Genomic DNA, 19,690 nt, shown 5'->3' with positions numbered 1-19,690 from the left:
CGGGGCGCGGGGAGTTCCCAGTGGCGCAGGACCCGGTGAGGGCCCGGCCGCCCGGGGCTGGGTGAGGGGCCGGCCGCTCGGGGCTCGGTGAGGGGCCGGTCGCTCGGGCGCGGCTAGTGCCCGGTGGCGCAGGGCCCGGTGAGGGCCCGGCCGCTCGGGGCTCGGTGAGGGGCCGGTCCCTCTGAGCTCGGTGAGGGGCCGGTCGCTCGGGCGCGGCTGATTCCCGGTGGCGCAGGACCCGGCGAGGGCCCGGCCGCTCGGGGCTCGGTGAGGGGCCGGTCCCTCTGAGGTCGGTGAGGGGCCGGTCGCTCGGGGCACGGTAGATCGCTCGGGGCTCGGTGAGCGTCACGCGGCCGGTTCGGCCGCCGCCCCGGCTCCCCGGCGCCCCAGGACCGGCTCGGCCAGCAGTCTCGCCGTGGCGCAGAGGGTCTGCCCGTGGCGGGCGAAGAGCTCGTCGCGGGAGTCGAAGCGGCCCAGGTCGGCCAGGACGTGGCCCGACAGGTCGCAGCCCGCGCCGGAGGCCGGGCAGAGCGTCGCGCCGTCCCAGTCGATCGCCGTCCTGGACAGGGCGTCGAAGAGCGTCTCCGCGCCCGCGTTGCTGAAGCCGTCGGCGCGCCGGACGCTCAACTCGTCCAGGCTGCCGAAGAGTTCGGAGGCCGACAGCCAGGCCGTGGCGGGCCCGGCGGCGACCCCCGCGGCCGGCGCCGGGCCCTCGACCCGGAACTCGGGCCAGGCCAGCACGACCTGGTCGGGGACGACGCGGTGCAGGCGCGGAAAGCGCGGGTACCAGAACCTGCCGTCCACCAGCAGGCCGCGCACCCGCGTGGGCACCCCGGACGCCCGCGCCACGGCCTCCAGCACGGCCAGCCGCTGGCTGCAGGAGCCCCGGCCGCGGCGCAGCACCCCGGACACGGGCAGGTCGTCCCGCACCGAGTACACGGGCCGCACCGTCTGGGCGATGTGCCGGTGGGCCCGGCGCAGGAACGCCGACCGATCGTCAGGTTCCGCGTCCTCCCCCACGCCGGCCGTCTCCTCGATCCGGCGGAGCAGCGCGGCGACGCGGGGCTGCCGCCAGTCGAGGATCGGCGTCGGGGCCGTACTCCCGAAGACCGCCGCCTCCGCGCCGCTCGTGCGGAGCCGGGCACGCCGTCGGGGCATGAGAAGTGAACTCGTCAAGGCCGCCGTCCTCTCGATGCGGCCCCCCACAGGTCCGCCGACGGCATCATGGCGGAAGATTTGAACATGTTCAACCTTCTCGGCCGTACGCGGAACCATGCCGCCGCCGAAAGGTCTGTCGGCCCGCGGTTGCACCCCATTGGGCCTCGTGACAGTGCCGGTCAGCCCTGGTCCGCGGATCGGCCGACGCGTTGGATGGAAGTGTCTCAGGAGGCTGCCATGAACACTCAGGCCCCGAGCGCCCACACCTGTCGACGCCACCGCGCAGCGGTCACCGCGGTGTTGACGCTCCCTCTGCTCACTGTCACCGCGTGCGGCACGACCAACGGCTCGGGCGCCCCGAGCGTGGTCGACCAGACCACGCGCCCCACGACCGGCGCGGCCACCTCGGGCGGCACCTCCGGCACGTCCGCGCCCTCCACGCCGTCGGCGTCGACCGCGCCGGGCACGACGGCCCGGGCGCCCTCGACGAGCGGCGGCACGGGCACGGTGACCGGGACAGGCACGGCGACCGGCACGGCCGTGAAGCAGATCCGTACGTCGGTCTACTTCCTGCACGGCGAGCACGTCTCGCCCGCCCCGCGCACCGTGACCGCCCCGGCCACCGCCACCGGCGCCGTCCGCGCCCTGCTGGCCGGCCCCAGCGGCTACGAGAGGTCCCACGGCCGTACGACGGCCATCCCGTCCGGCACCAGGCTGCGCTCGATCGTGGTTCGCAACCATGTGGCGACCGTGGACCTCTCCGGGCGGTACGACGACGGCGGCGGCAGCCTGTCCATGCGGGCCCGCCTCGCCCAGGTCGTGTTCACCGCGACCCGCTTCTCCTCCATCCACTCCGTTCGCTTCGCACTCGACGGCAAGCCGGTGAAGTACTTCGGCGGCGAGGGCATCGTGCTCAACAGGCCCGTCGGACGGGCCGACTTCGAGGACGTGACCCCGGCCGTCCTGATGGAGTCCCCGGTGATCGGCAACAGCGTGCACACGCCCCTGCGGGTCTGGGGCAGCGCCAACACCTTCGAGGCCGTGTTCCGCTTGAAGGTCACCGACATCACCGGGCGCACCTGCGCCGACGTACGCGTCCAGGCGACCTCGGGCACCGGCACCCGGGGCACCTTCGACGTCACCTTCCCCTACAAGGCCGCCCGCACCGGCCCCGGGCTGCTCACCGCCTACTACCTGTCCGCGAAGGACGGCAGGCCCGTCACCGTCGACACGGTCCCGCTGACCGTCAACCGCTGAGCGAGGACCCCGTCCGGGCTCGGAGAACACCTACCCGAGGGTGGTGATACGGAAGACCGGGTACCGGTCCGCGATCCGCGCGAAGTCCTCCAGCGGAGCGTGCCGGTCGACCGGGACGTGCGCCCTGGCGCCGGGCGCCCGCTGCAGATACGTCCGCAGGACGGGCGCCCGGTCGCCCGGGTCCACCTCCTCCAGCCGGACCTCCTCGCGGTGCCCGTGCCGCAGCACCGCCCGCCCGTCGGCGGCGCGGACGTTGCGCACCCAGTTCGCGCGCCGGCCGAGCATCGACACCAGATAGCGCTCCCCGTCGTGCTCCGCGACGACGACCGGGAACCTGATGAGCCGTCCGGTGCGCCGCCCGCGGACCTCCAGGGCCACCCAGTTGCGGGGGCCGAGGCCGGCCGCGTACTGCAGGGCCCCGAGGCGGTTGAGCACCCGGGCCGTACGGTGGGGGCGCCCGCCCCGGTACAGCCACCGGTCCAGCCGGTGCAGTCCTCCCGCCGTGGCCATCACGCCACCTCCGTCCGACTCCGACTCCGACGCGACCGGCACATCAGGTCTGCGTGGAGCCGCCTGCCTGAAACCTGCCCTGTGCACGAGCCAACCCCTGTCGCCCGTCACGGGCCAGGGGCTGAAGGTCCCTCGGCGCATGCGTCAGCCCGCCGGCCGCGCGGTTCCGCCGGACCGCGGGCCCCCCGGCCGCTCCGCCCACCTCGTCCACTTCGTCCACTTCGCGAGGAGCAGTGCCACCACGAGCAGGATCACTCCCACGGTGAGCACGGACAGGGGCGCGGCGAGCGAACCCGGCAGATACCGCTCGGCGGTCTGCGGCACCGTCTGCAGGGTCCCGTAGGCGCCCAGCGCCAGCAGCCACACGCGGCGCAGACCGACTCCGGCGGCCACCAGGCCGCCCGCGGTGGCCAGCGCCAGGAGGTGTCCGAGGGGCACGGCGAGCGTCAGTTGCGCGCCGCTCAACAGACCGATGGCGGCGGCGAGATAGCCCGTTCCACGGGGCGGCAGCCGGTCGCGGTGCGCCAGGACTCCCCATGCGGCGGACAGCAGCCAGACCGCGATCCCCGGCGCCCACAGCGGCACGTCCTCGCCGAGGCAGGCGACGGCGGAGCCCAGCGTCATCGCCGCGCCCGCGAACATGGCCAGGTGCTGCGGCGGAAGCGGCGCGCGCAGCCACAGCGGCACGGCGTAGACAGTCGCCGTGCCAGCGGCGGCGAGCACCGTTACCTGGGGCGAGAAGCCGCCGACCCGGCCCGCGAGGACGCCCGCGCACGCGGCCAGAGAGACGGTGGACGCCAGCCACAGCACACTGCGCAGCCGAACCAGGGCGGGTTCGGCCGAGCCGCGCAGCGGGATCGCGGCGGCGCCCAGAGCGAGGGCCGCCGCCCCGGCGAAGGCGGCCTGGGCCCCGGCCGGGATGCCGGGCCACAGCATGTCCACGGCCAGGAATCCGGCGATCGCCGCCATGACCGCGCCCAGATAGCCCAGCGCCTCGACGACCAGCGACACACGCCGGCCGCGGTCCGCCGCCTCGGGCGCGCCGGAACGCGGGGCGCGAACCGTGCCGTACGCCGCTCGCGTCCGTTCGACGGCCTCGATCCGCTCGGCCTGGCTGCCGTCGAGCAGCCCCGCCGCCACCCAGTCGGTGAGGCGGGCGTGCAGAGCGGGATCGGGAGGAATACCGGACATGGACAGCCCCCTGTCCTTACACCTCTCAGGATGCCCGCGCGGGCCGTCCGCGGCGGTGGCCGACGGGCCTCACCCCGGGACCGATGGACCCACCCGCGCGTACGCCCATCGTCGTGCCGGGGTCCCGCCGCCCCGGCACCCGCCCCAGGGGTCTTTCGGTCCGGGTCGGGGGACCGTGGTCCCCTCCCCGGGCAGGGGCGGGCACGGTGATCGTGGAGGCACGACCGCCGACCGGCGACCCGGCGGCGCTCCGACTGCGAAGAGGCGACATGAGCATCCGGCGTCACAACCACCACCGGCACCAGCCCGCGGAGACGGTCACGGACCCGGTGTGCGGCATGCAGATCAGCAAGTACGGCGCCACCCCGCGCAGAGAGACGGCGGGCGCCCTCTTCCACTTCTGCTCCGCCCGCTGCGCGTCCGCCTTCGACGGCGACCCCGCCCGCTACCTGCACGCCCACGGGTAGCGGCGCCGTCGGCCGGACCCGCACCGACCGCACCGCCGGCCGCCCGAGCCGTGTGGTGTGCCGTCGCGGCCCCGCCGGTCCCGGCTCGCCCGGCGGCCGTCGCAGGGGTCGTGCTCGGCCCGGCCCTGCCCGCCCCACCATCCGACCACTGTCACGACAAGCAGGGGAGGCATCTGATGCAGGCCGTACAGGCCCCGCTCGACACCGCCACCATGGACTCGCTCCTGACGGCCGCCGTGGCGGCCCCGTCGATCCACAACACCCAGCCGTGGCGCTTCCGCACCGACCCCGACGGCAGACGGGTGGAGGTGCACGCGGTGCCCGGCCGTACCCTTCCGCTGGCCGATCCGGTGCATCGAGCCCAGTACCTGTCGGTGGGCGCCGCGCTCTTCAACCTCCGTCTCGCCGCGGTTCGCTCGGGGTGGCGGCCGGAGGTGCGGCTGCTGCCGGACCGGGGCCGGCCGGGGCTGCTGGCCACCGTCCGGCTGACCGGTTCGCTCACCGCCGACGAGCGCCGCGCCGACCCGGGCCTGCACGACGCCATCGCGCGCCGTCACACCAGCCGGCTGCCGTTCACCGGCCGGCCGGTGCCCGATCCCGTCCTGGCGGAGCTGGTGACCGCGGCACAGGCCGCCGGGGCGCGGCTGCACGTACCGGACATCGCCGGGACCCGCCGTCTCCTGCGCCTGACCGCCCTGGCGGAGGCCCGCAACCAGGCCCGGCCGGACCGTGCCGCGGAGACCCGTGCCTGGCTCAACGCACCGGAGGCGAAGACCCCTTACGGCATCCCCGTCACCGCCCTCGGCCCGCCCGACGCGGCCGGGCGGATGCCGATGCGGGACTTCACCGGCGAGCTGCCGGGCCTGCGGCGGCCCGCCCTGTGGTTCGAACGGCATGTGCAGCTGGCGCTGTTGTGGACGGGCAACGACCGGCGCGAGGACTGGCTGCGCGCGGGGCAGGCCCTGCAGTACGTCCTGCTCACGGCGACCGCCCGCGGGCTGCGCACCTCCCTCCTCCACCAGGCCATGGAATGGCCGGACCTGCGGGCGGCGACGGCCCTTGCCGGCCACAAGCGCTGCCACCCGCACCTGGTGCTGCGACTCGGCTACGGCCCGGACGGCCACAGCACCCCCCGGGCACCCGGGCAGCAGGTCGCGGGTCGTACGACGCCACCCGGCACCGGTGACACGACCGGCTGACGCCTGCCGTGACCCGGGTGCCGGTGACCGTCGGGGCCGTCGGGGCCGTCGGGGCCGTCGGGGCCGTCGGGGCCGTCGGGGCGACCGTTAGCGCAGGCCGTGCTCCAGTCGTTCCGCGACCAGCTTCACGAAGCGCGCGGGCTCCTTCGGCTGGCCGCCTTCCGCGAGGACGGCCAGGCCGTGCAACAGCTCGGCCGTCTCGACGAGTTCGGTGCGGTCCTCGCGCTCCTGGTAGGCCTCGTTCAGGCTGCGCACGAGCGCGTGCGCGGGGTTGAGTTCGAGGATCCGCTTGGTGGGCGGGACCTCCTGGCCCATGGCGCGGTACATGTTCTCCAGCGCCGGCGTCAGGTCGTGGGCGTCGGAGACGACGCAGGCCGGGGAGACGGTGAGCCGGGTCGACAGGCGGACGTCCTTCACGTCCTCGCCGAGCTGCTCCTTCATCCAACCGAGCAGGCCCGCGTACTCCTCGGCCTGCTTCTCCCGCTCGCCCTCGGCCTGTTCGCCGCCCTGGACGTCCAGATCGATCTCGCCCTTGGCGACGGACCGCAGCCGCTTGCCGTCGAACTCGCCGACCGCGTCGACCCACACCTCGTCGACGGGATCGGTGAGCAGCAGGACCTCGACGCCCCGGGCCCGGAACGCCTCCATGTGCGGGGAGTTCTCGATGGCCTGCCGGGACTCGCCGGTCATGTAGTAGATGTCGTCCTGGCCGTCCTTCATCCGCTCCACGTACTGCTGGAGCGTGGTCGGCTCGTCCGCGGAGTGCGTGCTCGCGAACGACGCGACGGCGAGGATGGCGTCGCGGTTGTCGGCGTCGCCGAGCAGGCCCTCCTTGACGACGGCCCCGAACTCCCGCCAGAAGGTGGCGTACTTGGCGGAGTCGGCCGTCTTCATCTCCTTGACCGACGCCAGCACCTTCTTGGTCAGCCGGCGCTGGATCATCCGGATGTGCCGGTCCTGCTGGAGGATCTCGCGGGAGACGTTGAGCGAGAGGTCCTGCGCGTCGACGACCCCCTTGACGAAGCGGAGGTACGGCGGCAGCAGCGCCTCGCAGTCGTCCATGATCAGCACGCGCTTGACGTACAGCTGGAGGCCGCGCCGGAAGTCGCGGGTGAACAGGTCGTGCGGGGCGTGCTCCGGCAGGAACAGCAGGGCCTGGTACTCGAAGGTGCCCTCGGCCTGGAGCCGGATGGTCTCCAGGGGGTCGCGCCAGTCGTGGCTGACGTGCTTGTACAGCTCGTGGTACTCGTCGTCGGAGACCTCGTCGCGCGAGCGCGCCCACAGCGCCTTCATCGAGTTGAGCGTCTCGGGCCCGGGCGTCTCCTCGCCCTCGCCCTCGCCCTTCGTGCCGGGCACGAGCCGGATCGGCCAGGTGATGAAGTCGGAGTACCGCTTGACGATCTCCTTGATCGTCCAGGTGGACGTGTAGTCGTGCAGCTGGTTCTCGGGGTCGGCCGGCTTGAGGTGGAGCGTGACGGCGGTGCCCTGCGGCGCGTCCTCGACGGACTCCAGGGTGTACGTGCCCTCGCCGCGCGACGACCAGCGGGTGCCCTTGCTCTCGCCGGCGCGACGGGTCACCAGGGTCATCTCGTCGGCGACCATGAAGCCGGAGTAGAACCCGACGCCGAACTGGCCGATGAGCCCCTCGGCGCCCGCCGCGTCCTTGGCCTCCTCGAGCTCCTTCAGGAACTCGGCGGTGCCGGAGTTGGCGATGGTCCCGATGAGCTTGCCGACCTCGTCGTACGACATCCCGATGCCGTTGTCCCGGACGGTGAGCGTACGGGCGTCCGGGTCGGCTTCGATCTCGATGTGCAGGTCGGAGGTGTCCGCGTCGAGGCCGTCCTGCCGCAGGGCGGCCAGGCGCAGCTTGTCCAGCGCGTCGGAGGCGTTGGAGACGAGCTCCCGCAGGAAGACGTCCTTGTTCGAGTAGACGGAGTGGATCATCAGCTGGAGCAGCTGACGGGCCTCCACTTGGAACTCAAACGTTTCGGTCGGCATGGTTCGCATGTCCTCGCAGGTCCCGAAGTTGCCAGGTCAGGTGGTGTCCACTGTAGGACACCGGGCCGGTGCGGCCGGCCGAACCCGGTACGGTCGCGGGAATTCACCCCCGGCACCTGGCGCGCCCCGCCCCTCCTCCGGTATGTCATGTCTCCGACAGCATCGGCATTCTCGTGCCGGAGTGAAGGGAAGACCCCGTGCGCCTGCGCCCCTTGCGCCTCCTGTGCTGCTCCGCCGCCCTCGCCCTGTCCCTGCCGGCCGTGCTCCCGGGCACGGCCTCGGCGGCGGTCCCGGCCTCCTCGGTCTATCTGCAGAACTACGTCACCGGCCGCAACGCGGCCGACAGCGGCGGCACCGTGGCCGCGCACCACCCCAAGGGCAACGAGGACCACCAGCAGTGGACACCGGTCGCGCTCGACGGCGGCTACCAGCTGCGCAACGCCGACGAGTCCGGCACCTGCCTCGGCCGCGGCGGCACCGCCGCCGTCACCGCGGCCTGCGGCGCGGACGGCACGACGTGGACGCTCACCGCCGGCGCCGACGGCACCTGGACCGTCTCCGCCCCCGGCACCTCGCAGTACCTCACCGGTTCCTCCTCCGACGCGGGCGCCGTACAGCTCGGCTCCGCGGGCGACCTGGCCCGCTGGTACCTGACCCCCGTCGCCTACGCCACCACGGCGATGCCCTCCGCCGACACCCGCACCCTGGACCAGGTCACCTTCCTGACCGCGCACAACGCCTTCGCCAACGGCGCCGACGGCGACTTCGCCTCCTGGCCGGTCAGCTGGTTCCCCAACCAGACCTACGGCATCGACCGTCAACTCGCGGACGGAGTGCGGGGGTTCATGCTCGACGACTACGCCGTCTCGGGGCGGGCCGTGCTGTGCCACAACAGCTGCGACGGCGTCGCCGACCCCGTGCCGCTCGCCACCGACCTGCAGCGCATCGTCGACTTCCTCAAAGCGCGCCCCGGCCAGTTCGCCACCGTCTTCCTGGAGGACTACGCCTCCTCCGACGTGCTGAAGTCCTCCCTCGCGGGCGTCAACGGCCTCTCCGACGTGCTCTACCGGCCCGACCAGGAAGGCGCGGCCACCAAGGGCTGGCCCATGATGGCCGACCTCGCCGCCCGCGGAAAGCAGCTGCTGATCTTCAGCGACCGCACCCGCGAGAGCGACACCGCCAACGGCTGGAGCACCCGGGACACCTTCGGGGTGATGTACCAGCGCGAGTGGACCGTGGAGAACTACTGGTCCATGGGCGGCGGCCTCGGCACCTCGGACTGGTCCTGCTACAGCCGCTGGGACACCAGACCGCTGACCGCCGACTCCGCCGCGTTCCACCCGCTGTTCGTGATGAACCACTTCCGTGACTACCCCATCGCCGGCACCGCCTCGACCGACAACGGCAAGATCCTCAACCGTGCGCAGAACTTCTGCACACCGGCCGCCCGCAAGAAGCCCAACTACGTCGCCGTGGACCGCTACGACCTCGGCTCCCCCAGCCCGCTGTCCACCGTGGCCACGCTGAACGGCTACATCCTCGCGCCGGGTCAGTGACCTAGGACGGTGCGGGTCCTCGGCGGCCCGGCCTCCGGTGGGTGGGCGTGTGCTTCGGCGAGCAGGAGGTAGCTGCCGGCGGTCCAGGTGTAGGCGCGGTCGCGCAGGCCCGTTCCGGTGAGGGCGTCGAAGTTCTCGGCGAAGCCGTGGGTCTCGCACAGGGCGCGGAAGCGGGCGCTGATGTCGTCGGCGAGCCGGTGGTGTCCGGCGCGGCGCAGGCCGTCCTCGACGAGGACGGTGGCGGGCGCCCAGATGGGGCCGCGCCAGTAGCCGTCGGCGCGGTAGTGCGGTGACGTGGTCCGTTCGGTGGCCAGGCCGTACGGGGTGAGGTGGCCCTTGACGCGGTCGGCCAGGGCGCCGGCGACCTCGGCGGGCAGGTGTTCGCCGAGCACGACGGGCATCAGGTCGAGGAGGCTGGCGCTGCTCCAGGTGGTGCCGGTGGCGGCGCCACGGGCGAGGAACCTGTCGCCGGTCCACAGCCGGTCGAGGAGTTCCGTCTGCATCTCCGCGGCGGCGGCTGCCCACCGGGCCGCCTGCTCCGCTCGACCCAACTCGTCCGCCAAGGAAGCGAGTTCGTGCATCTGCAGGATGAGGAAGGCGGCCAGGTCGGCGGTGGCCACCGTCCGTTCGGGGTCGAAGGTGGTGGCGTTGTCCCAGCCGCTGTCGTTGCCGTGCTCGTAGTGGGCCAGTCGGGACGCGGGCGCCCGTCGTGCGGTGAGCCAGAAGTCCGTCCAGCGCGCCAACCGGTCGTACGCCCCGGCGAGTTCGGCCCGGCCGGGCGGTGTCGGCAGGCGGCGGCGCAGCTGGCCGTAGGCCCAGCCGTGGATGGGCGGCTTGACGAAGTTGTACAGGACCTCGGAGTGGGTGACGGAGTCCGGCAGGGCGCCGCCGGCGTCCTGGTGGTCGAAGGGGAGGTGGTACTGGTCCAGTGCCAGCTCGGGGCAACCGCGGGCCAGGGCCAGGGCGTTGAAGCAGTGGTCCCAGCTCCAGACCTTGTCCATCCAGTGCTTCGACATCAGCACGGCGGGCCGGGTGACCAGGCCGGCGGGCCGGACCGTGGCCGACCACAGGACGTAGGCGGCGAGTTCGGCCGCCGGGGTGGCGGACGAGCGCCAGGGCGCGACCGCGTCGACGAAGCCGGTGAACGCCCTCAGCGCGCGGTCCACGACCTCGTCGAAGGCCGGCGCGGGCCCGTAGGGAGGGCGCGCGGTCTCGTACTCCTCGATCGCGACCTCCCAGGTGCCGTCCGCCTCCCCGGTCACGGCAAGACCGCGCTCCGCACCGCCCAGGGCCTGGTCTCCGGACGTCCGGGCGGTGGTGCCGCGCAGCACGGTGACGCGGTAGCGGCGTCCCGTCTCGTACGACGTGAACACGTGCGCGTCCGCCACGGGGTCGTGGAAGAAGTACGTGCCGCTGAACGGGGTGAGGGTGGGGGCCGCGGCGAGGACGCCGACGCCGAGTCCGCTGCCGCGCAGACGTACGGTGTCCGGCGACTCGTAGGCGAGGTCGATGCGGCCGCGCGGCCCGATCCAGCGGAGCAGGGCCGGGGTGGCCTCGACGCGGGTGTCGACGCGGTCGCCGCCACCGGGGTCGAGGGGGACCAGGCGCAGTACGGCGTGCATGCCGTTCTGGTGCGAGACGAGGTGGAGGTCCTCGGCGTACGTCTTCTCCGCGACGACGGGCGAGACGTCGAACCAGGAGCCGTGGGTGGAGAACGGGATGTCGCGGAGGGAGAAGGCCGGGCCGGGCGGGACGGCGGTCATGTGGCGGGACTCTTTCTGGAGCAGGGGGCGGCCGCTGGTCAGTTCCTCGGGCCGGGACCGGTGCTGGCCCGCAGGGAGATCGGCGGGGTCAGCAGGTGGTGGCGGGGTGGCGCCTCGGGGTGATCCAGCCGTTCCACCAGCAGGTCGACGGCGCGCCGGCCCATCTCCTCCGCCGGTACGTCGGCCGCGGTGAGCCGCGGGGTCACCGTCTCCGCCCAGCGGCCGGCGACGACCCCCGTGACGGAGAAGTCGCGCGGCACATGGCGGCCGGCCTGGGCGAGCCCCCGGTACAGGCCGCCGAGAGCGGCCTCGTTCAGGGTGACCAGGGCCGTGGTGGCCGGGTCGTCGTGCAGGATCTGTTCCACGCAGGCCTGGCCGGACGCGGCGTCGTCGCCGCAGCAGTACGTGCGTACCGTCAGCCCGCGCTCGGCGGCGGCCTTGGTGAAGCCGTCGAGGCCGCGCCGCGCGGACTCGTATCCGCACCGCAGCAGTTGCTCGGGCCGGTTGACGAAGGCGACCCGGCGGTGGCCGAGGTCCGCCAGGTGGTGGACGCACGCCGCGGCCAGCGAGGTGTGGTCCAGGCCCACCCACCAGCCGCCCTCGGGTCGGGCGGTGCGGCCGATGGCGACGAAGGGGAAGTCGAGGGCGGCCAGGTGATCGACGCGGTCGTCCTGGAGCCTGATCTCCATCAGGATCGCGCCGTCGACGCGCCGCTCCCCGAGCAGCCGTTGGAAGGAGCGGTCGCTGTCGACGCCGCTGGGGGAGAGCAGGACGTCGTAGTCGTGGGCCGCGGCCGCCTCGACGACGCTCCCGATGAAGTCCAGTTGCATACCGGTGTAGTGGGGGCCGGCCGGCGGGAAGACCAGGCCGATCGTGCTGGTGCGGCCGTTGGCCAGGGCGCGGGCGCTGGCGTTCGGGCGGTAGCCGAGTTCGTCGATGACCTGCTGGATCTTCCGGCGGGTGGCGTCCGAGACCGGGCGCTTGCCGCTCAGCGCGTAGGACACGGTGCTCCGCGAGACACCGGCCCGCCGGGCGATCTCACCGATGTTCACGAGAGGCTCCTTGCTCGAACCGGTCACCGCGAGCCGCCCTTCGTCGAACCGGTTCGCGTGCAGTGAACGTAGGAACTGCCCGCACGGCTGTCAACACCCGCGGCGCCGCGTTCCGTAAGGTGCTCGAACCGGTTCGACGGCGGCGCGAGGCGGAAGAGCGCGGCCGGGCGGTCGGGTGGGATCGGGTCGAGGCGGTCGGGGCGGGGTCAGGGCCGGACGCCGCCCATCTCCGCCGTGAACAGCACGGGGTCGCTGTCGAACCCTCTGACCATCTCGTGCATCTCCCACCGGCCCGAGGCGTCGCGGGTGAACTCCGCGATGGTCGCGGCGGTGGCGTCGGCGACCTGGGTGAAGTCGTCCACGAGGAGCTTCCGGTAGCCCTCGACCACCAGCACACCGGCGTTGGTGAGGTCGCCGAACGTGCGGGGGCCGCCGTCCTGGTGGATGGCCACGCCGACCACGACCCGACCGTAGACGGGCGCGAGCCGGTCGAACTCCAGCACCATGACCTCGACATACCCGAATCCCATGCCGGTCTCGCTGTGCCGGGTCATGTTGATGGTGCCGTCGGGCGAGCGGCTCTCGTAGTGCACGACGTAGACGGGCCGTCCATGGGGATCGTCCGCCGGGTAGGTCGCGCCGATGATGTCGAGGTGGCGGGCCGGCTCGCCGAAGGGACTCGGGTCCCACTTGATTCTGACCTCGACCTTGCGCAGGCCCTCGCCGACACCGCTCATGTCCGCCACTCCCCCGTCGTCCGGCGCGGGCTCTCCCCGCACCCTCAAGTATGTGCCGTGACCAGCCGGTTGATGCCTTCCTGACGGAGCCGGACAGGTCACCGGACGCCCGCCGGACAGCGCCGGCGGCCGGGGCTCACGGCCGATGCCGCACGAATCGCAGGGTCGCCCCGGTCTCGCCCGGGGCCGGGGGACGGTTCCAGGGCCGGGTGCGGAAGCTGTGCAGGCGTCCCCGGGTGAGGGCGAGTCTCGGCAGGCGGACACCGAACTCGGATGCGAGAGCCTCCAGGACGCGCCGCTCGCCCAGCCGCTCCGCCAGATGCTCGCCGGGCGGGAAGAGCCGGTCCGGGTCGAGTGCGGCGGGCAAGGGTCCTCGTCTGCCGATCGTGCCCGGCCGCACGGTGAATCCGCAGATCTCCTCGCCGTTCTCCGCGACCGACAGCAGGAAGTGCCCGAAGGGGGCTCCGTCGGAGGGCTCGCTCCACACCGTGACCGCGCGAGTGCCCAGGGAGGCGGCGTCGCCCGGGGAGACGAACCGCCTCTCGTCGAAGCCTCCCGGCCCGGCCTCCAGGGCGAAGCTCCAGCCGGCTCCGGCCCGGCCGACGACGGCCACCGCCTCGTCCCCGGACGTCGACAGGCCGAAATGGTCGCGCGCGTTCCTGCGCGCGTCCCACACCGTCATCGGCTCCCGCAGGGTCGTGGTTTCGTCCGCGCCGATGCGGCCGGGCAGTTGGGCCGGCTCCACCCCCTCCACCAGGACGAAGCGGTACGACGTCAGGATGCTGCCCCGGTCCGTGTCGACCAGCCAGGCCAGACCCGGCGGATCCTCGTCGGGGGCCGGAGCCGGGGCGTTGCCGTGCTGTCCGGCCCTCGGTGTGGCCAGCAGTTCCCGGCCCCGCTCCGGGGTGAGGAGAGGGCCGAGGACCGGGTCGGCGCACAGGCCGACGGGCGCGATGTGGTCCGGGCCGAGCGGTCGCCACTCGGGCAGCGCGGCGCGCAGCGTGTGCCAGGCCGCGTCGCTCTCGCCCCAGCGGGCCTGTTCCCGCGCCTCCTCCACGGCCGCCGCGAAGGGGCCCGCGGGCGTGTAGCGGAACGTGCCCGCCCGCGCCTGCCGCAGGGCGTCGTCCGCCACCGGACGCACGGTCTCGGGAGCCGTCCGCAGGAACATGCCGTCGTCCCAGCGGTTGCGCACATGCTCGTCGGCCAGCACCGGCAGCATCTCCGGGGCGTAGCGCGGGTCGTCCGCGAGCCCGTGGAAGGACACCGTGTACGTCTCGCCGAGCAGGCGTCGGATCTGGTCCCGCAGCCCCGTCGCGCGGGGCCTGCCGTACGCGATCGCCTCCGCCAGGGCCGCCGAGGCCCGCTCGTGCCGTCCGGCCAGGGCGTCGAGCCGGGCGGCCTCGACGGAGGCGTCCAGGGACCGCGTGGTCGCGTTGGCGAACTCCCGCCCCTCGCGCGCCGATCGATCCGCCTCCAGTTGGTGGAACTCCTGGTGCATGGCCTCCATGAAGGCGCGGAACGACGCGTACCGCTCGGGCGGACTCGCGCGCCACGGGGCCCAGGTGTAGACGGCCCACTCCCCCGTGTCGTCGACGTCACCGGGGTCGAGCAGGACGTACATGACGTCGGACTCCACGTCGAGTTGCAGCGCCCGCTGCCACATCCCGGCCGACAGCGGCTCGCCAGGTTCGCCGGGGAAGTACTCGGACAGCCCTGCCGCGTCCTCGTGCGGACGGATCCGGTCCGTGCCCGCCAGCAGCCAGACGAAGCCGCCGGCGTGCCGCCAGCCGTCGCTCACCGCCAGGAACGTCCGGTAGGAGGGCGGCAACCGGTGCCCGAGCCGTGCCTCCAGGGCTTGGATGCGCTCCTCGGACGCGGGCGGAAACCCCAGCCACCGTGCGCGCCTCGGTTCCTCGTCGTGCGCGTCTTCGCCCTCCGGTGCCCGCGGCTCCCGCGCGTCCGCCCACTCCTCGCTCCACCGCTGCAAGAAGGACCGCCAGTCCTCACTCATGCCCACCATGCCTGAAGCCTGACAGGCGCCACTGACAACACCCCCGGTTCGCGGGGCGGTTCGCCCGGCGTACCGGCCAAGGGGCGGTGGTCAGGGCGCGGATCGGGTTCCGGTGGGCGGGGGCTGCCGCGTCTGCCGCGTGGTGTGCGCTGCGGCCACCACAGGACGTAGGCGGCCGAACCGAACGCGAAGGCGAGGCGGATGAGGCCGCGGGCGCCGTCGGAGGGGATCAGCAGGGCGCTGCCGTAGAGGGACAGCAGGGCGATCCAGCTGACCCAGGGGACCAGGCGCCGCTGGCCGATCGAGTCCCAGAGCAGGGTGCCGAGGAGGACGGAGGCGTTGTAGTACGTGTACACGCTCGGGTCCAGGGCGATGCGGGCGTCGGCGGCGAGCAGGACGACGGCCGGCCAGCGCTGCCGGCGGACCGCGAGGACGCCCAGGGCGACGCCGAGGCTCATCTGGGCGGGCCGGTCCCACCAGGGGGTGACGGGGTCGTGCACGCCGAACCAGCGCAGGGAGGACGCCGGTTGGTTGGGGATGGTGAAGCGGGCCGCGGCGAAGGTCTCGGTGTGGGTGAGGTAGAACGGCAGCCAGGCGGCGGCCACCAGGGCGAACAGCCAGGCCGCGGCGCGCGCCCGGCCGCCGCGCGGCAGGGCCAGGAAGAGCGGGACGAAGCCGACCGCCCAGGGTTTGCAGCCGACGGCCAGGGCCAGGCAGACGCCGACGGCGGTGGCCCTGCCGCGGACCAGGGCGCGCACGGCCAGCGTGGTGAAGAACAGGGCCAGCACGTCGTCGAGATGCGCGAACCGTACGGCGACCTCCACCCACATGGGGATGAAGGCCGCCCCGGCGATCAGGACCCGCTGCTGCAGGCGCCTGTGGTTGACGCCGGTGCCCCGGTAGTGGTCCGCGGCCGCCCGCCCGACCAGGACGAGCATGTACAGGCCCAGCACCGACATGAACAGGTCGGCGAGTTTCTCCCCCGTCTCGGGCGGGAACGGCGCGAACAGTCCGGCGACGAGGAAGCTGACGGGGCCGATCTGCAGTTCGGGGTGGTTGGCATAGAGGGCGAGGCCGCCGCCGGGGATCTGGTTGAACAGCAGTTGCTGGCCGGTCCTCAAGTAGTGCCAGGAGACGGCCTCGTGGCGTTCGGCGACGACGAACCAGCCGGCCGTCCACACGGCCAGCAGCAGGGTGTGCCGGCGGACCGGCAGCCACTTCGTCCGGCCGAACCGCTCCCCGCCTCCGGGCGCGGGACCCGCCGTTCGCCCGTTCGGCACACCCCGTCCTTCCGCTGCACGTTCTGTCGGCACCGGGGCGGCCGAGGACACGGCCCCGCCCGGCTCACCTCAGTAGAGGGACTGGGCGCGACGCGGGTTCCTCCTCGGGGTGCCTTGGTCGCGGCTGGACCGTGGGCGCCGCTGTGACCTGCGGTTTTCCTACGGGCCGACCGGGGGACCCGGAGCGTGTGGTGGCCTATGGGGCGGAGCAGCGGGTACGGATGAGCGTGTGGTGGCCTATGGGGCGGAGCAGCGGGTACGGATGCCGGCACTGCGGGCGCGCTGGCTGAGGCAGACGTTCGTCCACTGGCCGTTCCCTGCGGAGACGGTGCAGGCCCTGCTGCCGGAGGGTCTCGTCGTGGACGGGTACGACGGAGCCGCCTGGGTGGGTCTGACCCCGTTCGAGATGGCGGGAGTGCGGCCGCCGGGGGTGCCGGGCGCCGGGCTGACGTTCGCGGAGACGAACCTGCGCACCTACGTCCGCCGGGGCGACGGACAGGACGGACTGTGGTTCCTCTCGATCGAGGTCTCCTGTCCGCTGATGCTGGCGGCGCGTGCCGTCGGGGCGCCGTACCACCCGGGCGGACTGAGCGTGCGCGGGAACGGCGACATCGTCTCGTACGCCGGTGTGCGGTGGGGCGGAGGCCCTTCCTACCGGCTCGCCGTCCGCCCCGGGGACCCGGCCCAGCCCACCGAGCGCGACGTGTGGCTGACCTCCCGCTGGCGGTCGTACACGCGGCGGTTCGGGACGCTGTGGGAGACACCGGTCGAGCACGAACCGTGGCCGCTGGCCGAGGCGAGGGTCGACGTCCTGGAGGAGACGCTGACGGCCGCGGTGGGCCTGCCCTCCCCCGCCGCGGAGCCCGTCGTGCACTACTCGCAGGGCGTCCGGCACGTACGGCTGGGCGCGTCCCGGCCCCTGCGCACGGGACGGCGCCGGAGGTGACGCCGCCGGGTGAGCGCGGTGGTCGCCCGCGAAAGGCGGTCGGCCGGGCGGTGGACCGGCCCGGACGGGGCACTCGCGGGCCGACGGCGGATTCGACGACCCCAAGGAGTGCCATGCCTGCGCCACGACTGCTCGGCGTCTATCTCAACGACCACCTGGCCGGCGCGACCGTCGGTGCCGAGCTGGGGCACCGCATGGTCCAGGAGCACGGTGACACGGCGTACGGGAACGAGCTGCGGAACCTGGCGACCGAGATCGCGCAGGACCGGCGGGCCCTGCTGCGGATCATGGGCGAGCTGGACGTGCCCGCGCGGCGGTACAAGGTCTACGGGGCGTGGCTGGGCGAGAAGCTCGGCCGGGCCAAGCCCAACGGCCGCCTGCTGCGCCGCTCCGGCCTCACGTTGCTGATCGAGCTGGAGGCGCTGCGGTCGGGCGTGGCGGGGAAGGCGCTGCTGTGGCGGGCCCTGCTCACCATGGCCGGCGACGATCCGCGCTTCGACCGCGACCGGCTGGAGGAGCTGCGGCAGCGGGCGGAACGGCAGACGCAGAGGCTGGACTCCCTGCACACCAGGGCCGCCGCGGGTCTGCTCGCCGCGTCGGAGCGGCAGCCGTCGGGATCGTCGGCGGCCCGGTCCGGCTGACGCCTCCGGTGCCGCCGACGGCGTCCCGCTCAGCCCAGCAGCGGATCGTCGAAGAGCGAGAGCCTGGCGGTGACGCGTTTGCCGACGGGCTCCCGGCGAGCCTCGAAGCCCTGCACCACCGCCATCACGATCTCCAGGCCGTGCTGTCCCACGCGTCCGGCGTCGGCGGCATGGGCCCAGGGAAGCGTGGGATCGGTGTCCCACACCTCGATCTCCACCATGCTGCCGTCGGCGACGCGCAGCTGCAACAGCGCCGGCCCGGGCGCGTACTTGAGCGCGTTGGTGACCAGCTCGCTGACGACCAGTTGCGACAGGTCCAGTGTCCGCGCCGCGACCGGAAGCCCGTGTTCGGACTGGGCGCGCGCCAGAAAGGCCGACACCTGGTCCCTGGCGTCGGCGATGCAGCCCGGCGCTCCGTCGAGGGCCACGGTTACCTCGGCAGGTGCGGCTTCCGGCATCCGAAACCACTCCTCGGGCGGAACAGTCTCGCTGCCGCCGATGTGCAATACCCCGTTCATGAGCGCGCGACTACCCCGTGCGTCTCGTCCTACTCCTGCGCCGCGCGCACATGAATGGGGCGCGTGCGTGCATCGAGCCCGGAATACGGGGCAGCGATGGCAACAGAAGGGGTGACGGGGTGCCGATCGACCGCGGAAGGATGCGAGTGTCAGACAACCGGGAAGCAGTGGGCCACGGTGGGCTGTCCGTGGTCCGTCACGACGTCGACGGCGTCGCCGTTCTCGGGCTCGAGGGGGAAGTGGACTACCAGAGCGCGTCGGCCCTGACCCGGGCGATGCCCCGGGCCGACGCCGATCCGGGCCGCCGGCTCGTGCTCGACCTGAGCCGGGTCTCGTTCATGGACTCCAGCGGTGTCAACGCCCTCATCGGCGCCCACCAGGCCAGGCAGCCCGTGGACGGGTGGCTGCGGCTGGCCGGGGTGCGCGGGGCGGTGCTGCGCACCCTGCAGCTCGTGGGTCAGGACGCGGTGATCGTCTGCTGTCCGAGCGTCGAGGACGCCGTTCGGCCGTGACGGGCGGGCGGTGGACGACCGCCGGATAAACCGTCCGAGTACCCCTCCTCTGTCAAGGCATGCCGGTTTCCGCATGCCTTTTTTCGCCGTTCTCGGATGCCTCCGCGGGGCTTTGGCCGCCGCCCGGGAACTGCGTTAACCTTCGACGGATTTCTCATCAGGCATATCCGTGAACTGCGGAAATTGCCGCTCACAGCGGGGCCCTGCGGGGCCCCGGCGCGGTTCCGAGTCCTCGGGGTGAGGGCTCTTGGGGAGCGGAACGAGGATGCGCATGACCACCAAGTCGGTCGAGGCCGAGAAGCAGGGGCCGGGCGAGCAGGAGCTGCGGCAGCTGCTGGCCGGGCTGACCGCCGTACGGGACGGCGACTTCGGCACCCGTCTGCCGTCGGACGGGGAGGGGCTGCTCGGCGACATCGCCACCGTTTTCAACGGCATGGTCGACCAGTTGTCCGTGTTCACCTCGGAGGTGACGCGGGTGGCCCGTGAGGTGGGCACCGAGGGCACGCTGGGCGGTCAGGCGGAGGTGCCGGGAGTCTCCGGCACCTGGGCCGACCTGACCGACTCGGTCAACGCCATGGCGGGCAACCTGACCACGCAGGTCCGTGACATCGCCCAGGTGGCCACCGCGGTCGCCAAGGGCGACCTGTCCCAGAAGATCGACGTGCCGGCCCGCGGCGAGATCCTGCAGCTGAAGGAGACCGTCAACACGATGGTCGACCAGCTGTCGTCGTTCGCCGCGGAGGTCACCCGCGTCGCGCGCGAGGTGGGCAGCGAGGGACGCCTCGGCGGTCAGGCGCAGGTGCCCGGTGTCGGCGGTGTCTGGCGCGACCTGACCGATTCGGTCAACTTCATGGCCGGCAACCTGACCTCCCAGGTCCGCAACATCGCCCAGGT

At 73.3% G+C, this 19,690-nt stretch carries 18 protein-coding genes; 8 read left to right on the top strand and 10 right to left on the bottom strand.

Annotated elements, in window-relative coordinates:
- Positions 1-345: 345 nt before the first annotated feature.
- Positions 346-1,176, bottom strand: a complete 831-nt coding sequence (locus M8J74_RS38815) for a transglutaminase domain-containing protein (RefSeq protein WP_372500409.1) — start codon at positions 1,174-1,176, stop codon at positions 346-348.
- Between the two features lie 219 nt (positions 1,177-1,395).
- On the opposite strand from M8J74_RS38815, the gene M8J74_RS38810 reads away from it, so the two are divergent.
- Positions 1,396-2,415 carry a GerMN domain-containing protein gene (locus tag M8J74_RS38810; RefSeq protein ID WP_249840936.1) on the top strand — a complete coding sequence of 340 codons (1,020 nt, stop codon included), beginning with the start codon at positions 1,396-1,398 and terminating at the stop codon, positions 2,413-2,415.
- A gap of 30 nt (positions 2,416-2,445) precedes the next feature.
- Here M8J74_RS38810 and M8J74_RS38805 read toward each other — a convergent pair whose 3' ends face one another.
- Positions 2,446-2,925 carry a nitroreductase family deazaflavin-dependent oxidoreductase gene (locus tag M8J74_RS38805; RefSeq protein WP_249840935.1) on the bottom strand — a complete coding sequence of 160 codons (480 nt, stop codon included), beginning with the start codon at positions 2,923-2,925 and terminating at the stop codon, positions 2,446-2,448.
- 144 nt (positions 2,926-3,069) lie between these two features.
- Complete coding sequence (locus tag M8J74_RS38800; protein ID WP_249840934.1) at positions 3,070-4,116, bottom strand: hypothetical protein; 1,047 nt, start codon at positions 4,114-4,116, stop codon at positions 3,070-3,072.
- Between the two features lie 269 nt (positions 4,117-4,385).
- On the opposite strand from M8J74_RS38800, the gene M8J74_RS38795 reads away from it, so the two are divergent.
- Positions 4,386-4,583, top strand: coding sequence for a YHS domain-containing protein (locus M8J74_RS38795; protein WP_249840933.1), 198 nt, complete (start codon positions 4,386-4,388; stop codon positions 4,581-4,583).
- Positions 4,584-4,759: 176 nt separating this feature from the next.
- Positions 4,760-5,782 (top strand): Acg family FMN-binding oxidoreductase, encoded by a 1,023-nt coding sequence (locus M8J74_RS38790; RefSeq protein WP_249840932.1) that lies wholly within the window; start codon positions 4,760-4,762, stop codon positions 5,780-5,782.
- A gap of 87 nt (positions 5,783-5,869) precedes the next feature.
- Here the strand turns inward: M8J74_RS38790 and htpG are convergent, their stop codons facing one another.
- Complete coding sequence (gene htpG, locus M8J74_RS38785) at positions 5,870-7,780, bottom strand: molecular chaperone HtpG (protein WP_249840931.1); 1,911 nt, start codon at positions 7,778-7,780, stop codon at positions 5,870-5,872.
- Positions 7,781-7,977: 197 nt separating this feature from the next.
- On the opposite strand from htpG, the gene M8J74_RS38780 reads away from it, so the two are divergent.
- On the top strand, positions 7,978-9,336 hold the full coding sequence (locus M8J74_RS38780) for a phosphoinositide-specific phospholipase C-related protein (RefSeq protein WP_249840930.1): 1,359 nt from the start codon (positions 7,978-7,980) through the stop codon (positions 9,334-9,336).
- Here M8J74_RS38780 and M8J74_RS38775 read toward each other — a convergent pair.
- The 5 genes from M8J74_RS38775 to M8J74_RS38755 all read right to left on the bottom strand — a co-directional run bounded on the left by M8J74_RS38775 (position 9,330) and on the right by M8J74_RS38755 (position 16,113).
- Positions 9,330-11,099, bottom strand: a complete 1,770-nt coding sequence (locus tag M8J74_RS38775) for an amylo-alpha-1,6-glucosidase (RefSeq protein ID WP_249840929.1) — start codon at positions 11,097-11,099, stop codon at positions 9,330-9,332. The genes M8J74_RS38780 and M8J74_RS38775 overlap by 7 nt on opposite strands.
- 38 nt (positions 11,100-11,137) lie before the next feature.
- The gene (locus M8J74_RS38770) at positions 11,138-12,151 is read right to left on the bottom strand and encodes a LacI family DNA-binding transcriptional regulator (protein ID WP_249840928.1); all 1,014 of its coding nucleotides are present in this window, start codon (positions 12,149-12,151) and stop codon (positions 11,138-11,140) included.
- Between the two features lie 206 nt (positions 12,152-12,357).
- Positions 12,358-12,888 carry a TerD family protein gene (locus tag M8J74_RS38765; protein ID WP_249840927.1) on the bottom strand — a complete coding sequence of 177 codons (531 nt, stop codon included), beginning with the start codon at positions 12,886-12,888 and terminating at the stop codon, positions 12,358-12,360.
- A 136-nt stretch (positions 12,889-13,024) separates the two neighbouring features.
- Positions 13,025-14,908: an SMI1/KNR4 family protein gene (locus tag M8J74_RS38760; protein ID WP_372500408.1), complete on the bottom strand. Its 1,884-nt coding sequence runs from the start codon at positions 14,906-14,908 to the stop codon at positions 13,025-13,027.
- Entirely contained in the window at positions 14,896-16,113 is a 1,218-nt protein-coding gene (locus tag M8J74_RS38755) for a hypothetical protein (RefSeq protein WP_249840938.1), read from the bottom strand. Before M8J74_RS38755 ends, M8J74_RS38760 begins: the two co-directional genes overlap by 13 nt.
- A gap of 295 nt (positions 16,114-16,408) precedes the next feature.
- On the opposite strand from M8J74_RS38755, the gene M8J74_RS38750 reads away from it, so the two are divergent.
- Positions 16,409-17,125: a YqjF family protein gene (locus M8J74_RS38750; protein WP_249840926.1), complete on the top strand. Its 717-nt coding sequence runs from the start codon at positions 16,409-16,411 to the stop codon at positions 17,123-17,125.
- Positions 17,126-17,238: 113 nt separating this feature from the next.
- Complete coding sequence (locus tag M8J74_RS38745; RefSeq protein WP_249840925.1) at positions 17,239-17,766, top strand: hypothetical protein; 528 nt, start codon at positions 17,239-17,241, stop codon at positions 17,764-17,766.
- A gap of 29 nt (positions 17,767-17,795) precedes the next feature.
- On the opposite strand, the gene M8J74_RS38740 is transcribed toward M8J74_RS38745, so the two are convergent.
- A complete protein-coding gene (locus M8J74_RS38740) occupies positions 17,796-18,224 on the bottom strand; it encodes an ATP-binding protein (RefSeq protein ID WP_249840924.1) in 429 nt (142 codons plus the stop codon).
- Positions 18,225-18,472: 248 nt separating this feature from the next.
- Between M8J74_RS38740 and M8J74_RS38735 the strand changes: the two genes are divergently transcribed.
- Positions 18,473-18,796 (top strand): STAS domain-containing protein, encoded by a 324-nt coding sequence (locus M8J74_RS38735; protein WP_249840923.1) that lies wholly within the window; start codon positions 18,473-18,475, stop codon positions 18,794-18,796.
- 271 nt (positions 18,797-19,067) lie between these two features.
- Positions 19,068-19,690 (top strand): HAMP domain-containing protein (locus tag M8J74_RS38730; RefSeq protein ID WP_249840922.1); only part of this gene is annotated, 623 nt, incomplete at its 3' end.

The sequence above is a fragment of the Streptomyces panaciradicis genome (assembly GCF_023516615.1).
Classification (GTDB): domain Bacteria; phylum Actinomycetota; class Actinomycetes; order Streptomycetales; family Streptomycetaceae; genus Streptomyces; species Streptomyces panaciradicis.
The sequence above is the reverse complement of the archived record's forward strand: the minus strand, read 5'-3'. Positions and strand labels throughout refer to the sequence as shown.

Bases quoted from the DNA above. Each gene is read 5' to 3' on its own strand.
- M8J74_RS38810 (WP_249840936.1), top strand. From the start codon at position 1,396: ATGAACACTCAGGCCCCGAGCGCCCACACCTGTCGACGCCACCGCGCA.
- M8J74_RS38805 (WP_249840935.1), bottom strand. From the start codon at position 2,925: ATGGCCACGGCGGGAGGACTGCACCGGCTGGACCGGTGGCTGTACCGG.
- M8J74_RS38800 (WP_249840934.1), bottom strand. From the start codon at position 4,116: ATGTCCGGTATTCCTCCCGATCCCGCTCTGCACGCCCGCCTCACCGAC.
- M8J74_RS38795 (WP_249840933.1), top strand. From the start codon at position 4,386: ATGAGCATCCGGCGTCACAACCACCACCGGCACCAGCCCGCGGAGACG.
- M8J74_RS38790 (WP_249840932.1), top strand. From the start codon at position 4,760: ATGCAGGCCGTACAGGCCCCGCTCGACACCGCCACCATGGACTCGCTC.
- htpG (WP_249840931.1), bottom strand. From the start codon at position 7,780: ATGCCGACCGAAACGTTTGAGTTCCAAGTGGAGGCCCGTCAGCTGCTC.
- M8J74_RS38775 (WP_249840929.1), bottom strand. From the start codon at position 11,099: ATGACCGCCGTCCCGCCCGGCCCGGCCTTCTCCCTCCGCGACATCCCG.
- M8J74_RS38765 (WP_249840927.1), bottom strand. From the start codon at position 12,888: ATGAGCGGTGTCGGCGAGGGCCTGCGCAAGGTCGAGGTCAGAATCAAG.
- M8J74_RS38760 (WP_372500408.1), bottom strand. From the start codon at position 14,908: ATGGTGGGCATGAGTGAGGACTGGCGGTCCTTCTTGCAGCGGTGGAGC.
- M8J74_RS38745 (WP_249840925.1), top strand. From the start codon at position 17,239: ATGCCTGCGCCACGACTGCTCGGCGTCTATCTCAACGACCACCTGGCC.
- M8J74_RS38740 (WP_249840924.1), bottom strand. From the start codon at position 18,224: ATGCCGGAAGCCGCACCTGCCGAGGTAACCGTGGCCCTCGACGGAGCG.